This is a genomic window from Streptomyces canus (assembly GCF_001514145.1).
Taxonomy (GTDB): Bacteria; Actinomycetota; Actinomycetes; order Streptomycetales; family Streptomycetaceae; genus Streptomyces; species Streptomyces canus.
On record NZ_KQ948667.1, the window covers coordinates 128,085 to 142,497 of the forward strand.

Genomic DNA, 14,413 nt, shown 5'->3' on the forward strand with positions numbered 1-14,413 from the left:
GAGACGGGGAGCCGGCAGCTGGTGGTCGGCCGCATGCGGCGCTGGCTGCATGTGCTGCGCGAGGACCTGTGCACGCTGCGGGTCGATCCGCTGCCCCCGTCGGTGTGGCTGCGGTGGCTGCCGCACGCGGTGATGTGCATGGTGGCCTTCGGGGTCACGGTCGGCGCCGTGGCGCAACTCTCGGACAACGGCGGGGTGGGGCTCACGCTCGCCTTCGCGATCGGTCTCGCACAGGGGGCCGTCGTCGTGTTGGCGCTGTGGCGGCCGCTCCCGGCGTGGTGGTTCTCGACCATCGCCATGGTGGTCGGCGCCATCGAGGTCCGCCGTCAGCTGCTGGCCGGCGGCGCGCACGACTTCACCTGGCCCTGGAGCACCGCCGGACTCATCGGGCACATGGCCGTGTTGCTGCTGCTCGCCCTCAGGGTGCCCATGCGCGTGGCCGTCGAGGCGCTGGCGGTGACCCTGCTTCTCACCTACCTCATCGAGGGCGTGCTGGGTGCGGCCGACTTCCAGCCGACCGGGGTGCTCGCAGTCACCCTGTTCACCGTGGTGGTGGTGCTGGGCACCGCCCTGCGCGGGCGCCGAGAGGCGAGCAAGGCGCTCGTCGAGCAGACCACCCTCACCGCCGAGGAGCGGGCCCGCCGCACCCTGCTGGAGGAGCGCAGCCGTATCGCGCGCGAACTGCACGACGTCGTCGCCCACCACATGTCCGTCATCTCGATCCAGGCACAGGTCGCCCCGCACCTCGTCGAGAACCCGTCCGAAGAGCTCCGGGAGAACCTCGACGGCATCCGGCAGAACGCGCTGGAGGCGCTGACCGAACTGCGCCGGGTCCTGGGCGTGCTGCGGGCCGAGCACCCCGAGACGCCGGAGCGGCCCGCCGACCCTGCCACCGGCACCGCGCCGCACGCCCCGCAGCCCACCCTCGACCGGCTCGACGCGCTGGTGGAGAACACCCGGGCGGCCGGAACGGCCGTCGAGGTCGACGTGCGAGGTGTCCGGAGGCCGCTGCCGCCCGGCGTGGACCTGTCGGCGTACCGGATCGTGCAGGAGGCGCTGAGCAACGTCCTGCGTCACGCGCCCGGCGCGACCGCCTCCGTCTCGCTCGTCCACTACGTGCACGGCGTGGACGTACGGGTCGTCAACTCACGGCCCACCCGCAGCGTGCCGTCCTCCCCGGGCGCGGGGCACGGCCTGCTCGGCATGCGGGAGCGGGCCGCGATGCTCGGCGGCACCCTGCGCGCCGGCCCCCGCCCCGACGGCGGCTACGAGGTGGCCGCGTATCTTCCGACGGCACCCCCGGGCGCGCCCGGTCAGCTCACCGACCCGAAGGACGACACCGCATGACGAGCGGCACGAGCGGCAGCATCCGCGTACTGATCGCCGACGACCAGCAGATGGTCCGGCAGGGCTTCAGCGTGCTGCTGGGCGCCCAGCCCGGCATCGAGGTGATCGGGCAGGCGGTCGACGGCCTCGACGCGATCGCCAAGGTCGCCGAACTCGTCCCGGACGTCGTCCTGATGGACATCCGGATGCCCGAGCTGGGCGGCATCGAGGCCACCCGCCGCATCACGGGTGAGCGCCCGGAGATCAGGGTCCTGGTGCTGACCACCTTCGACCTCGACGAGTACGTGTACGAGGCGCTGCGGGCCGGCGCGTCCGGGTTCCTGCTGAAGGACGCCTCCGCGGAGCAGCTCGCCGAGGCCGTGCGGGTGGTGGCGGCCGGGGACGCGCTGCTCGCGCCCGGCATCACCCGGCGGCTGCTCGCCGAGTTCTCCCGCCTCGACAACCGGCCCCGCTCCCCGCTCAAGAGCCGGGTCGGCGAGCTGACCGAGCGGGAGACGGAAGTCCTTGCCCTGATCGCGCAGGGCCTGTCGAACGCGGAGATCGCCGACCGGCTCGTGGTGGCCGAGCAGACGGTGAAGACCCACGTGGGACGCATCCTGGTGAAGCTGGGCCTCAGGGACCGTACGCAGGCGGCGGTGTTCGCGTACGAGTCGGGGCTGGTGCGGCCGTCGGGTTACTGATCAGCCGCCCTCCGGTACCCGTAGTACCTGAGAGGGATACCGAAGGACCCGTCTCGCTGGTGACGACGGTGACCCCCGCCCCCGCCTACCGTTCTGAACGTGACCGATACGACCGAGACGCACATGACACCTCCGCACGGCGGCAGCGGCGGGTACGACGCGTACAAGTTCCGCAGCCCGGAGTTCAGAGCCGCTGTGGACGCCCTGCGCGGCCTGCGGCACGACCTGATCAGTCAGGCCTTCGCCTACCACCCGCTCCCTCCCATGCGCGTCGACAAGGGGCTCTCCCGCCGCCTGTCCGGCCGGCTTCGCGAATACGCGGTCTGGACGCCCCACGCGCTGATCACCGCGGTCGGCCTGATCGCGATGCTCATCGCCTCGGACAACTGGGGGTACGGCGCGGTCACCAACCTCTTCGCCGGTGTGCTCGCCCTTGTCCCGATCCTGCTGACCATGGTGCGGCCGGTGCTCGCGTTCTGGCTGTCGCTCGGCGGGACCGCGATCACCTACCAGATGTTGAACGGCGCGTCCGACGAGTGGCCGTGGATGGCCGGCAGCTTCGCCTGCCACCTCGTGGTGCTCACGGTCGTGGCGATACGCACCCGGCCGCGCACGGCGGTGTGGATGTGGCTGCTGACCGGGGGGTACAGCCTGATCTGGGAAGGCGGACTGGGCGGCCCGCACTACTACCGTTCCAACACCATGGAGCTGCTGTTCATCTCCGCCTTGTCCCTGCTCGCCGTCAGCGTCTGGCACATACGCCGTGACGCCCAGGAGACGGTGACCGCCCAGCAGACGGTGACCGCGCACGAGCGATCCCGCCGCACGCTCCTCGAGGAGCGCACGACCATCGCCCGCGAGCTGCACGACGTGGTCGCCCACCACATGTCGGTCGTCGCCATCCAGGCGGAGGCCGCGCCCTACCGGGTGGAGAACCCGCCCCCGGAGCTGGAGAAGGCGTTCGCCACCATCCGGGAGAACGCGGTGGCGGCCCTGACCGAGCTGCGCCGGGTCCTCGGAGTGGTCCGCGCCGAGGACTACGAAGCACCGGACGCCCCGCAGCCCACCCTCGCCGACCTGGACGCCCTGCTCGACAATGTGCGGGAGGCGGGGCTGAGCGTCGACAAGGCGGTCACCGGGGCGGTGCGCGAACTCCCGCAGGGCGTCGAGCTGTCGGCGTACCGGATCGTCCAGGAGGCGCTGAGCAACACCCTGCGTCACGCCCCGGGGGCGAGCGCACGGGTCGAGATCGGATACGTCCTGGGCGGCCTGGGCCTGCGCATAGTCAACGGCCCGCGGCCCGAGCTGTCGCTGCTGAAGCCCTCGCCCGGAGCGGGCCACGGCCTCACCGGCATGCGGGAGCGGGTCTCCATGCTGAACGGCGAGATGACGGCGGGTGCCACGGACGAGGGAGGGTACGAGGTGGCGGTGTTCCTCCCGGTGCCGCTCAGGGACGAGGGTGACGCATGACGATCCGGGTCCTGGTCGCGGACGACCAGATGATGGTCCGCGAGGGCTTCTCGGTGCTGCTGAACGCGATGCCGGGCATCGAGGTGGTCGGCGAGGCCGTCAACGGCCGCGAGGCGGTCGACCGGGTCCGTGAACTCGCCCCGGACGTGGTCCTGATGGACATCCGGATGCCGGAGCTGAACGGCATCGAGGCGACCAGGGAGATCGTGGCGGCGGACGGCACGGCGAAGGTCCTGGTCCTGACGACCTTCGACCTCGACGAGTACGTCTACCAGGCCCTGCGCGCTGGAGCCTCGGGCTTCCTCCTCAAGGACGCCTCGGCCCGTCAACTCGCCGAGGGGGTAAGGGTGGTGGCCTCCGGCGAGGCTCTCCTCGCGCCCTCGGTCACCAAACGCCTGATCACGGAGTTCTCCAAACTCTCCGAGTCCCCCCGCCTCATGACCTCCGCGCACTCGGCCTACGGCGACCTCACCGACCGTGAGACGGAGGTCCTGATCCTGATCGCGCAGGGCCTGTCGAACTCGGAGATGGCCGAGCGGCTGATGGTCGCCGAGTCGACGATCAAGACCCACGTCAGCCGCATCCTCGTGAAGCTGGGCCTCAGGGACCGTACACAGGCGGCGGTGTTCGCGTACGAGGCGCGGCTGGTGACGCCGGGGTAGGGGGTGTGCGGTCCTCTTGGCGACGTGGCGTGGCGTCAGTCCTCCAAGCGGACCGGCATCAGGATCGAGAAGCCACCCTCGTCGTCGGGGCGGCGGATCGCGATCGGCGCCGTGGGGGCTGTGAGCTCCAGGACCAGACGGTCCCGGGCCCCGGCGGCCAGCGCGTCCAGCAGGAACTCGCGGTTGACCGCGACGCGGTCATGATCGCGGTTGGCGCCGTCGTCGCCATCGGGGCAGAGGGTCACCGTGCCGTCCTTCTCCACCCTGAGCACGCTGAGGTCATGCGTTCCGGTCTCGTCGCTGCGGACCGGACCCGTCTCCAGGGCCTTCCGGAAGTCCGCGACCTCGACGAGGGCGCGGCGGTCACCGGTCTGGGGGAGGAGACGCCGGTAGTCGGGGAAGTCGTGGTCGAGACACCGGCCGGCGGCCTGCCTGTCCCCGGCCTCCAGTGTCACGCGGTCACCGTCGAGCGAGAGCCGGACAGGTTCCCCGCCGTGCAGCAGCGCCCGCATCGCGTCGGCGAGCGGGGTGGGCACGATGACCTGCACCCGGCCTCCGTCGTGCCCGTCGACGGCGGCCCTCGCGACGGCCAGGCGGTACCGGTCGGTGGCCACGACGTGGAGGTTCTCGCCCTCGATGTCGAACAGGACCCCGCCGAGCATCGGCAGTTCCGGGTCGGTGCTCGCCGCGAAACGGACGGTGTCCAGTGCGGCCGCCAGCTCGGGCGCCGCGATGGTCAGCCGGACGGTGGCGACACGGAGCGAAGTCATGAGGTTCTCCCGTTGATCGAGTAGGGCTCGGAGTGCGGAGAACTCGCTGCGGGCGTCGGACAGCCCCAGCTCCAGGCGGCGCAGGTGCGCCGTGAGCAGTTTCCGGACCAGATCGGTGTCCGTGCCGGACCAACTGGCCAGCACCAGCCGGATGTCCGCCAGCGGCATCCCGGCCCGGCGCACGCGGGCCAGTAGCCGGGCCTCTTCGAGTTGCCCGGGTTCGTACCAGCGATAACCGCTCACCGGATCCACCCAGGCGGGCACGAGCACACCGGCACGGTCGTAGAACCGCAGGGCGCTCACGCCCAGTCCGCTGTCGCGAGCCATCTCGCCAATGCTGCGCATGTCGTTCTCCACGCCCTGAACTCTGGGCCCTGCACAAGGTCGAGGGTCAACCCGGCTCAGCGGGGACCGCCGGGCGAGGTGACAGCGGAGCTGTTCAGATGCCCGCGCCGTTCGTGGCCGGCAAGAGCGCGGCCAGTTCGGCGTCGTCCGGGCGGTGGACCGCCTCGGCCGCCTCGCGAAGGACGACGCGGTCGACCTTTTCCGTGTCGGCGATGAGCCGGATCACCACGCCGTCGCGGGGTATCGCGTATTCGTGGGAAGCGCCCGCCTTGCGGTACCAGGCGTCGCCGTCGCGCTCACAACTGACCCGCTTGGCCGTCACCTCGCCCAGCGGCTGCTCGGAGCAGTTCTCGGCTGTCAGCGTGCCCTGATCCACGAAGAGGCCGAACCGGGTGGCGCGATCCTTGGACCGATAGGCGGCGACGAACTCGCCGTCGTACTCGCCGACCGACGCCTGGAAGACGGTGTAGCCGGAGACCTCGGTGACATAGACGAGTTCCGGTTCGACGCCCCAGGTCTTGGCGGCGGCGTCGAGACCGGCGGCTGTCCGTGCCGTGCCGTCCTCCTTGTCCGCGTCGCATCCTGTGAGCAGGATCGGCAGCAGGAGGAGAGAGAGCAGAGCACGGCTGTTTTGCGTCATGCACACATCCTGGTGCATGGACATGCCATGCGAGGACTTATGCCGCGGCCAGTTCGCACCACACGTACTTGCCGCGGTTGCCGTTTCTGGACAGGGGCTGCCAGCCCCATACGTCAGCGCAGGCGCGGACCAGGGCGAGGCCGCGGCCGTTCTCGGCGTCGGTGAGGTGGTGCAGCGGTTTCGGTGGCTCGGGTGGCTCGGGGTCCGCGTCCCACGCGCCGAGGCGGAGCGTTCCCGGCGGCGACCAGCGCACGCGTAGGGCGGCGGGGCCCTTGGTGTGCAGCACGGCGTTGGAGATCAGCTCGGTGGCGAGGAGCTCTGCGGTGTCGACCAGGGTGATCAGGCCGTGCATCGTGAGGATCAGACGGAGTGTGCGGCGGCTGACGGTGACGGCTCGGGGGTCGTTGGGGATGTGGAGCACGTACTCCCAGGGCTCGGGCATGCGGCAACTCCGTTCGGGTGGTGGGGGGTTGCGGGAGTCGGGCGGTGGCTGTGTCGCACCCGTCATGGCAGGGCGGGGCGGTGCGCTTCCGGTACCCCGGGGTTCCGCAGCGTGTGCGTCGCGTCACCGACGGTATTTCCTATACTTAGGAAATTGCAAGCCGTTGCCGTATTCTGACGCTCGAACGAGGGACGTTCGCGGGGGAGTTGGAGTGAGGAGGCACCGGTTGCCGCCGAAGAGGCATCTCACGGCCCGGCGCGTGAGACTGGGTGCTGAGCTGCGAAAACTGCGCGAGGCGACGGGCTTGACGGCTCGGGAGGCGGCGGAGCTGCTGGAGGCCGACTCCGTCCAGATGAGTCAGATCGAGTCCGGCACCGTCGGTGTGAGCGCCAAGCGCGTGCGCCGGCTCGCCTCCAACTACGCCTGTACGGACGACGCGTTGGTCGAGGCGCTGGTGGCGATGGCGACCGATCGCACGCGTGGCTGGTGGGAGGAGTACCGGGACGTCCTGCCACAGGTGAACCTGGACGTGGCAGAGGTGGAGCACCATGCGACGTACCTGCGAGACATCGTCATCACCCGTGTCCCCGGGCTGCTTCAGACGCCGGACTACGCCCGTGCCGTATTCGCCTATATGAACCCCGGGCTGCACGACAGCCAGGTGGACATGAAGGTGGAGTACCGGATGAGGCGCCGTGCGGTCATCGAGGGAGACAACCCCACTCCCTACGAGGCGATCGTCCATGAGATGGCGCTACGTCTTCGAGTCGCGGACCGTGAGTCGTCGCGTGCCCAACTCCGGCAGATCCTGGCCATGGTCGAGCGGGGCTGCGCCACCGTGCGCGTCATCCCCACTGATCAGGACGGGTTTGCCGGTTCCGGGGCATCGATGATGTATGCCGGAGGTCCCGTGTCCCGGCTGGACACCGGCATGCGAGACTCGCCCACCGGCGTCGCGTTCATCGATGCCGAAATCCAGCTGGATCGAATGCGGGCGCTGATTCGTAGGATCGAGAGCGCGTCGCTGGACCCGATCGCGTCGCGCGACTTCATCCACCGCATGGCGAAGGAACTCTGATGAACTGGCGTAAGTCCACGTACTCCGATGGCGGCGAGGGCGACACCTGCGTCGAGATCGCGGAGGCGGGCCCCCGCATAGCCGTCCGCGACTCCAAGGCCCCCGCCCGGGCCACCCTCTCCTTCCCGGCGCCCGCCTTCACCGCCCTCATCGACCACCTGAAAGAACACCCCTGGTCAGAAGGTCGCCTCCCGGGCTAGCGTCCCCGCATGGCAGCCTTCGATCCCTGGGACCCGGCGTTTCTCGCCGACCCCTACCCCGCTTACGCCGAGCTCCGCGCCCACGGCCGTGTGCAGTACTTCGAGCCCACGAACCAGTGGCTCGTCCCGCACCACGCGGACGTGTCCGCGCTGCTCAGGGACCGCAGGCTCGGGCGGACGTATCAGCACCGGTTCTCGCACGAGGACTTCGGGCGGACCGCGCCGCCCGCCGCGCACGAGCCGTTCCACACGCTCAACGACCACGGGATGCTCGACCTGGAGCCTCCGGACCACACCCGGATCCGGCGCCTGGTGTCGAAGGCGTTCACGCCACGCACGGTCGAGCAGCTGAGGCCGTATGTGACCAGGCTGGCCGGTGAGCTGGTGGACCGGCTCGTCGCGGAGGGCGGCGGTGATCTGCTCACCGATGTCGCCGAGCCGCTCCCCGTCGCGGTGATCGCCGAGATGCTCGGGATCCCCGAGAAGGACCGGGCGCCCCTGCGGCCCTGGTCGGCCGACATCTGCGGGATGTACGAGCTCAACCCGCCGCAGGACGTGGCCGAAAGGGCGGTGCGGGCCTCCGTCGAGTTCTCCGACTACCTCCGCGAACTCATCGCCGAGCGGCGCAAGCAGCCCGGCGACGACCTCATCTCCGGGCTCATCGCCGCCCACGACGAGGGCGAGCGGCTCACCGAGCAGGAGATGATCTCCACGGCCGTACTGCTGCTCAACGCCGGTCACGAAGCCACCGTGAACTCCACGGTCAACGGCTGGTACGCCCTCTTCCGCAACCCGGAGCAGCTCGCCGCAGTGCGCGCGGACCACTCCCTGGTGCCCCAGGCCGTCGAAGAGCTCATGCGCTACGACACCCCCCTCCAGCTCTTCGAACGCTGGGTCCTGGACGACATCGAGATCGACGGCACGACCATCCCGCGCGGTGCCGAGATCGCCCTGCTCTTCGGCTCGGCCAACCATGACCCCGAGGTGTTCCAGAACCCCGAGCGCCTTGACCTCACCCGCACGGACAACCCGCACATCTCCTTCAGCGCCGGCATCCACTACTGCATCGGCGCCCCCCTGGCCCGTATCGAACTGGCCGCCTCCATGACGGCCGTACTGGAGAAGGCCCCGACGCTCGCCCTGGCGGCGGACCCGGAGCGCAAGCCGAACTTCGTGATCCGGGGGCTGGAGGGGTTGCGCGTCCACACCGTCCCGTAGGTATGTGCAAGGACGCAACGGCCGTTACTCAGGCTCCAGTTGAGTACGCATGCTCATACCCGGCGCTCGCCGCGCGGCCAGTATTGGACGCACGGCGCCGCCAAGAGCGCCGACTGGGATCCAACTGAGCCTCGCAGGAGAATTTCTCATGTCGCGTCGTATCGTTCTGTCTGTTGCCGCCGGTGTCGTCGTCCTCGGTGGTGCCGGTGCCTTCGCCCTCGCCTACGCAGGGGACCAGTCGCCGGCGCTGGCGCACAGCACGGCCCGCTACACCGCTCCCGCCGCCGACCGCGACGGCTCGTTGACCTTCACGACCGACGTCACGGCGTCCTCCGAGGTCAAGAGCGTGAAGGTGCTGGCCTGGCCGGCGAACTCGTCCTTCGCGAAGAAGGGGCTCACGGCCAAGGACATGGCCGCCGTCGAGTCGGCCGTCTGCAAGCCCTCGGGTGGGGACAGCGAGCGGTGCACCTACAAGGTCCCCGTCACCCGCGCTGATGCCGACGGTTCCCCGCGGGGCCTGTGGCACGTGGCCGTCCTGGTCACCGCCAAGGACGGCGACACGACCCTCGACACCAAGGCGGCCGACTTCACGGTGGCCTGATCCGGACGCACTGCGGCCCGGACCGACGCCGGCCCACCAGCCGTACCAGCAGGGTGAGGACCAGGAGCGGCAGAAACGCTCCCCCCACCACCACGAACGGCAACTCCGTGAAAAGGACTGTCAAGTCCATGCCCTCGTTCTCGAAGCCGCCGCCCAGGTGGCGCTGGGTGCGGGGCATGGTCAGCCACAGCAGCGGGGCCGCGGTCGCCCCCGCCGCCGACAGCGCACAGCCCCCGCAGGTCACTCCGTCCACATGCCGTTTCATGTCTGAAGGGACGAGCGTTCCCGGCCTGCGGTTCAGGTCGTCAGATCCCGGCGCCGCAACCCCGCCAAGCCCCCGGTCACCAGGACCGCCGCGAGCGCGAGCAGGACCAGCACCGGGCCCCACTCCATGTCCCCGCCCGGCAGCTTCGGCAGGTGGCCGAAGGGGGAGAGGTCCAGCACCACCTGCGGGACGTCGAGGGCCGGGCCGACCCAGCCGATCAGCAGCACCGCCCCGGCGACTCCCCAGGCCAGGGGAGCGACGCGCGGGGCCAGGCCGTACAGCAGGACCGCCAGTCCGCCGACCACCCACACCGCGGCCACCTGCACCAGGCACGCGCCCAGGACGGGGCCGACCTGCTTGCCGTAGCCCACGGCGAAGCCGAGACCAGCGAGCAGCATGATGAGCGCAGAGCCTCCGAAGGCGATCACCAGATGGCCCGACGCCCATCGCAGGCGGCCCACCGCGTTCGCCAGCACCGGTTCCGCCCGCATCGACGTCTCCTCGCCGTGCAGCCGCAGCACCGACGCGACGATGTACAGCGCGGCCACCAGCCCCAGCATCCCGGTCATCGAGGCGAGGAAGGCGTCCGTGATCCCGGAGTGTCCGCCCATCCGCTCGAAGATCTCGCGGGCCCTCTCGTTGTCGCCCACCAGGTCGGCCACGCCGTCCGTCAGACCGCCGTAGACCACCCCGGCCAGGAAGAAGCCGAGCGACCAGCCGAGCACGGCGCCCCGCTGCAGCCGCCAGGCCAGGGCGCCCGCCGTGCCCAGGCGGCCGACAGGGGGTCCCGGGCGCGTCGGCACGAAGCTCATGCCCACGTCCCTGCGGCCCGCCAGTACGTAGGCCAGCGCCCCCTGGCCTGCGATCGCCGCCGCGAACAGCAGCAGCACCCACCAGCGTTCCGCGGCGAAGGGGCGCAACTGCGACAGCCAACCGAGCGGCGACAGCCAGGTCAGGACGGACGACCCTCCCCCAGAGCCGAAAGCCTGGGAGGTGCCCCCAGTGGACGCCGAGTCCCCCGACGCCCTCAGCACGAAGGCCACGCCCAGCACTCCTGCCGTCAGGCCCCGCGCCAGCCGCGCGCTCTCCGTCAGCTGCGCGACGATCGCGGCCGTCGTGGCGAAGAGCATGCCCACGGCGGCAAGCCCCAGGCCGAACGCCAGCGCGCCCACCACTCCCTGGCCCGCCAGACCCGCCGTCACCAGCAGGGCCAGCACACCGCCGGCCACGGCCGCAGCCAGCAGCGCCGCCGTCAGCGAGGCCCGCCGGCCCACCACGCCCGAGGAGAGCAGCTCCTGCCGGCCGGTCTCCTCCTCGTCACGGGTGTGGCGTACGACGACCAGGAGTCCGGTGACCGCGGCGAGCGCTCCCGCGTAGACGCCGACGCGCCAGGCGGTGAGGGCGCCGAGGGAGTCGTCGAAGACGGGGCCGATCAGCGCGCGCAAGGAGGCGTTGGTGGCCACCTGGTCCAGCAGGTCGGCGCGCTCGGCCTGGGTGCCGTACAGGCCCTTGAGGGTGTTCGGCATGGACAGGACCATCAGGGTGTTCACCGCCACCCACACCGGGATCATCAGCCGGTCGCGGCGCAGGTTGAAACGGAGCAGGACGCCCGTGCCGACGAGGGAGGTCATGACGTCGCCCCCTCGTTCTGGTAGTGCCGCAGGAACAGTTCCTCCAGCGTCGGTGGTGTCGACGTCAGCGAGCGCACTCCTGACTCGCTCAACTGCCGTAGCACCGCGTCGAGTCCGTCCGTGTCCACCTGCAGCCGGACCCGGTGGCCCTGGACGTCGAGGTCGTGGACGCCCGGCAGATGTGCCAACCCGTTGGGGGTGCCCGCGAGTTCGGCCGTGACGCTGGTGCGGGTCAGGTGGCGCAGGTCGGCGAGGGAGCCCGTCTCGACCGTGCGGCCGCGCCGGATGATGCTCACCCGGTCGCACAACTCCTCGACCTCGCTGAGGATGTGGGACGACAGCAGGACCGTACGGCCGCGCTCGCGCTCCTCCTCGACACAGCGCTGGAAGACCTCCTCCATCAGGGGGTCCAGTCCCGAGGTCGGCTCGTCCAGGATCAGCAGGTCCACGTCCGAGGCGAACGCGGCGACCAGGGCGACCTTCTGGCGGTTGCCCTTCGAGTAGGTGCGGCCCTTCTTGGTGGGGTCCAGCTCGAAGCGTTCGATCAGGGTGGCGCGCCTCCCGGCGTCGAGGCCCCCGCGCAGCCGGCCGTAGAGGTCGATGACCTCGCCGCCGGAGAGGTTGCGCCACAGCGTCACGTCCCCGGGGACGTAGGCGATCCGGCGGTGCACCTCGACCGCGTCGGCCCACGGGTCGCGGCCGAGCACCTGCGCGGCGCCGGAGTCGGCGCGCAGCAGGCCGAGCAGGACGCGGAGGGTGGTGGACTTGCCGGCGCCGTTGGGTCCGAGGAAGCCGTGCACCTCGCCGGTGGTGACCTCCAGGTCGAGGCCGTCGAGGGCCTGGGTGCCGCCGAACGACTTGTGGAGCCCGGAGACGGTGATTGCCTTCGTCATTCTTCAGAACGTACGCTTACTTCAGAATTTTGTGAAGTTAAGGAAGCGTATAAAGCCCCGTTAGGGTGGTGACCATGACGGATGCGGCGCGGCGCGACCCGGAGGCGGTCTCGAACTTCGTGGAGAGTTTCGCGGCCCAGCTCGTCGAGGCCGGGATGCAGCGCATGCCGGCCCGGGTCTTCGCCGCTCTCCTGTCCTCCGACGCGGGCACGATGACCGCGGCCGAACTGGGGGAGCAACTGCGGATCAGCCCGGCCGCGGTCTCCGGGGCGGTGCGCTATCTCGCGCAGACGCACATGGTCTCGCGGGAGCGGGAGCCCGGTTCACGCCGGGAGCGCTACCGGGTGCACGGCGACCAGTGGTACGAGGCCCTGACCAACCGCGAGGCCCTCATCAAGCGGTGGGAGGGCGCGCTGCGTGAGGGTGTGAGCAGTCTCGGCGCCGACACCCCGGCAGGACGCCGCATGGCCGAGACGCTCGCCTTCTTCGAGTTCGTCGAGGGCGAGGTCGCGGCCATGATGGAGCGGTGGCGGGTGCACCGCGAGAAGCTGTTCGGGACCTAGCGTTCCTTCGTCTCCTCCAGCACCGTCCGCCCCAGCAGCAGATACCGCTCGGGCGACCGACGCTTCAGGTACTGCGCGTACCCGATGCCCAGCGCCGCGACGGCAGCCACCAGCCACGGCGTGGCCTTCAGCACCAGCGAACCGGACTCCGTGCCGGCCGCCGCGCCCATGTTGGAGATCAGCAGGACGACCACGGCGAGCATCGCGATGCCGCCGACCAGCGGGGCCGTGAGGGTCCGGAACCAGTGGCGGCTCTCCGGGTGGTGCGTGCGGAAGTACGCCAGCACCGCGAAGGAGCACACGGCCTGCACGATCAGGATCGCCATGGTGCCGAGGATGGCGAGCAGGACGTAGGTGCCGCTGTACGGGTCCTTGCCGGCCGCCCAGAACGCCAGCAGGAGTACGGCGGTGACGATCGTCTGCACCAGGCCCGCGACGTGCGGAGAGCCGTGCCGGGGGTGGGTGCGGCCGACCGTGTGCTTCAGCGAGGGCAGGACGCCCTCGCGGCCCAGCGCGTACATGTAACGGGCGGCGCAGTTGTGGAAGGCCATGCCGCAGGCCAGCGAGCCGGTGATCATCAGCCACTGCATGACGTCGACCGCCCAGTGGCCGACGTACTGCTCGGTCGGGCCGAAGAAGAGCTGCAGGGGGTTGGCGGTGGCGACGTCGACGGCCTTGGACTCGCCGGTGCCCGAGATGGCCATCCACGAGACGAAGACGTAGAAGACGCCGACGCCCAGGACGGAGATCATCGTCGCCTTGGGGATGATCTTCTTCGGGTTGCGGGACTCCTCGCCGTACATCGCCGTCGACTCGAAGCCGACCCAGGACCAGAAGGCGAAGAAGAGGCCGAGGCCGGCGGACGTGCCCTTGAAGGCGTTGACCGGGTTGACCGGGTCGAGACTGAAGCCGTCCGGGCCGCCGCCGTGGAAGGCGACCGAGACCGCCATCGCGGCGAGGATCGTCACCTCGGTGGCCAGGAGTACGACGAGGAGCTTCTCGGCGACCGAGACACCGAACCAGGTGCCCGTCGCGTTGACCGCGAGCATCAGGACCGCGAACGCCCACCAGGGGATGTGCACCCCGGTCTGGTCCTTCAGCGTGCCCGTCGCGAACGTCGAGAAGATGCCGATGAGCGCCGGCTCGAAGACGACGTACGCGAAGGTGGCGAGCAGCCCCGACGCGAGGCCCGCCGTGCGGCCGAGGCCGTAGGAGATGAAGCCGTAGAAGGCGCCGGTCGAGGTGATGTGCTTCGCCATTGAGGTGAAGCCGACGGAAAAGATTGCCAGGACGACCATTGCGACGAGGTAGCTCGCGGGCGCGCCGATGCCGTTGCCCGCCGACACCATGAAGGGCACGTTGCCGGTCATCGCGGTGATCGGCGCGGCGGTCGCCACGGCCATGAAGACCACGCCGAGCAGGCCGATGGCGTTGGGCTTCAGCCGGTGAACCGTGCCTTCCTCGTCCGTCTTCGCCGCCGGGGCGACTCCCTCGTCCACTGCCATCGGGTGGCCCCTCTCCTTGTCCGTCCACTACGTGCCGAACCGGAACTCTGTAGACCGAATAAGTCGAGCAAGGGTCTCGGGGCGTTAAATGTTTGTCAACCAG

General features: G+C 70.3%; 16 protein-coding genes. 9 read left to right on the plus strand and 7 right to left on the minus strand.

The annotated features are described in order from the left end of the window. Positions 1-33 precede the first annotated feature (33 nt). The 4 genes from AQJ46_RS32980 to AQJ46_RS32995 all read left to right on the plus strand — a co-directional run bounded on the left by AQJ46_RS32980 (position 34) and on the right by AQJ46_RS32995 (position 4,159). Complete coding sequence (locus tag AQJ46_RS32980; RefSeq protein WP_059209223.1) at positions 34-1,347, plus strand: sensor histidine kinase; 1,314 nt, start codon at positions 34-36, stop codon at positions 1,345-1,347. Further along, positions 1,344-2,027 carry a response regulator gene (locus tag AQJ46_RS32985; RefSeq protein WP_059209041.1) on the plus strand — a complete coding sequence of 228 codons (684 nt, stop codon included), beginning with the start codon at positions 1,344-1,346 and terminating at the stop codon, positions 2,025-2,027. The genes AQJ46_RS32980 and AQJ46_RS32985 overlap by 4 nt, the downstream gene beginning before the upstream one ends. Before the next feature lie 99 nt (positions 2,028-2,126). Then, entirely contained in the window at positions 2,127-3,497 is a 1,371-nt protein-coding gene (locus AQJ46_RS32990) for a sensor histidine kinase (RefSeq protein WP_059209042.1), read from the plus strand. Further along, positions 3,494-4,159, plus strand: a complete 666-nt coding sequence (locus AQJ46_RS32995; RefSeq protein WP_059209043.1) for a response regulator transcription factor — start codon at positions 3,494-3,496, stop codon at positions 4,157-4,159. Before AQJ46_RS32990 ends, AQJ46_RS32995 begins: the two co-directional genes overlap by 4 nt. A gap of 35 nt (positions 4,160-4,194) precedes the next feature. Here AQJ46_RS32995 and AQJ46_RS33000 read toward each other — a convergent pair whose 3' ends face one another. From AQJ46_RS33000 to AQJ46_RS33010, 3 genes are all read right to left on the minus strand, one after another. Beyond that, positions 4,195-5,274: a DNA polymerase III subunit beta family protein gene (locus AQJ46_RS33000; RefSeq protein ID WP_079072515.1), complete on the minus strand. Its 1,080-nt coding sequence runs from the start codon at positions 5,272-5,274 to the stop codon at positions 4,195-4,197. A gap of 94 nt (positions 5,275-5,368) precedes the next feature. Further along, positions 5,369-5,914: a hypothetical protein gene (locus AQJ46_RS33005; protein ID WP_225887450.1), complete on the minus strand. Its 546-nt coding sequence runs from the start codon at positions 5,912-5,914 to the stop codon at positions 5,369-5,371. 37 nt (positions 5,915-5,951) lie between these two features. Then, positions 5,952-6,356, minus strand: coding sequence for an ATP-binding protein (locus AQJ46_RS33010; RefSeq protein ID WP_059209045.1), 405 nt, complete (start codon positions 6,354-6,356; stop codon positions 5,952-5,954). 226 nt (positions 6,357-6,582) lie between these two features. Between AQJ46_RS33010 and AQJ46_RS33015 the strand changes: the two genes are divergently transcribed. The 4 genes from AQJ46_RS33015 to AQJ46_RS33030 all read left to right on the plus strand — a co-directional run bounded on the left by AQJ46_RS33015 (position 6,583) and on the right by AQJ46_RS33030 (position 9,453). Beyond that, entirely contained in the window at positions 6,583-7,434 is an 852-nt protein-coding gene (locus AQJ46_RS33015) for a helix-turn-helix domain-containing protein (RefSeq protein WP_059209225.1), read from the plus strand. Further along, the gene (locus AQJ46_RS33020; protein WP_059209046.1) at positions 7,434-7,634 is read left to right on the plus strand and encodes a DUF397 domain-containing protein; all 201 of its coding nucleotides are present in this window, start codon (positions 7,434-7,436) and stop codon (positions 7,632-7,634) included. The genes AQJ46_RS33015 and AQJ46_RS33020 overlap by 1 nt, the downstream gene beginning before the upstream one ends. Positions 7,635-7,643: 9 nt before the next feature. After that, a complete protein-coding gene (locus tag AQJ46_RS33025) occupies positions 7,644-8,852 on the plus strand; it encodes a cytochrome P450 (RefSeq protein WP_059209047.1) in 1,209 nt (402 codons plus the stop codon). Between the two features lie 148 nt (positions 8,853-9,000). Continuing rightward, the gene (locus tag AQJ46_RS33030; RefSeq protein WP_059209048.1) at positions 9,001-9,453 is read left to right on the plus strand and encodes a DUF5707 domain-containing protein; all 453 of its coding nucleotides are present in this window, start codon (positions 9,001-9,003) and stop codon (positions 9,451-9,453) included. Here the strand turns inward: AQJ46_RS33030 and AQJ46_RS33035 are convergent. From AQJ46_RS33035 to AQJ46_RS33045, 3 genes are read right to left on the minus strand one after another with little or no spacing between them, the layout of a single operon-like run. Next, a complete protein-coding gene (locus tag AQJ46_RS33035; protein ID WP_059209049.1) occupies positions 9,440-9,718 on the minus strand; it encodes a hypothetical protein in 279 nt (92 codons plus the stop codon). The genes AQJ46_RS33030 and AQJ46_RS33035 overlap by 14 nt on opposite strands. 32 nt (positions 9,719-9,750) lie before the next feature. Next, the gene (locus AQJ46_RS33040; protein WP_059209050.1) at positions 9,751-11,349 is read right to left on the minus strand and encodes an ABC transporter permease; all 1,599 of its coding nucleotides are present in this window, start codon (positions 11,347-11,349) and stop codon (positions 9,751-9,753) included. After that, on the minus strand, positions 11,346-12,242 hold the full coding sequence (locus AQJ46_RS33045; protein ID WP_059209051.1) for an ABC transporter ATP-binding protein: 897 nt from the start codon (positions 12,240-12,242) through the stop codon (positions 11,346-11,348). The genes AQJ46_RS33040 and AQJ46_RS33045 overlap by 4 nt, the downstream gene beginning before the upstream one ends. A 74-nt stretch (positions 12,243-12,316) precedes the next feature. On the opposite strand from AQJ46_RS33045, the gene AQJ46_RS33050 reads away from it, so the two are divergent. After that, complete coding sequence (locus tag AQJ46_RS33050; protein ID WP_059209226.1) at positions 12,317-12,805, plus strand: GbsR/MarR family transcriptional regulator; 489 nt, start codon at positions 12,317-12,319, stop codon at positions 12,803-12,805. Here AQJ46_RS33050 and AQJ46_RS33055 read toward each other — a convergent pair. Next, a complete protein-coding gene (locus tag AQJ46_RS33055; RefSeq protein WP_059209052.1) occupies positions 12,802-14,310 on the minus strand; it encodes an APC family permease in 1,509 nt (502 codons plus the stop codon). The genes AQJ46_RS33050 and AQJ46_RS33055 overlap by 4 nt on opposite strands. Positions 14,311-14,413 lie beyond the last annotated feature (103 nt).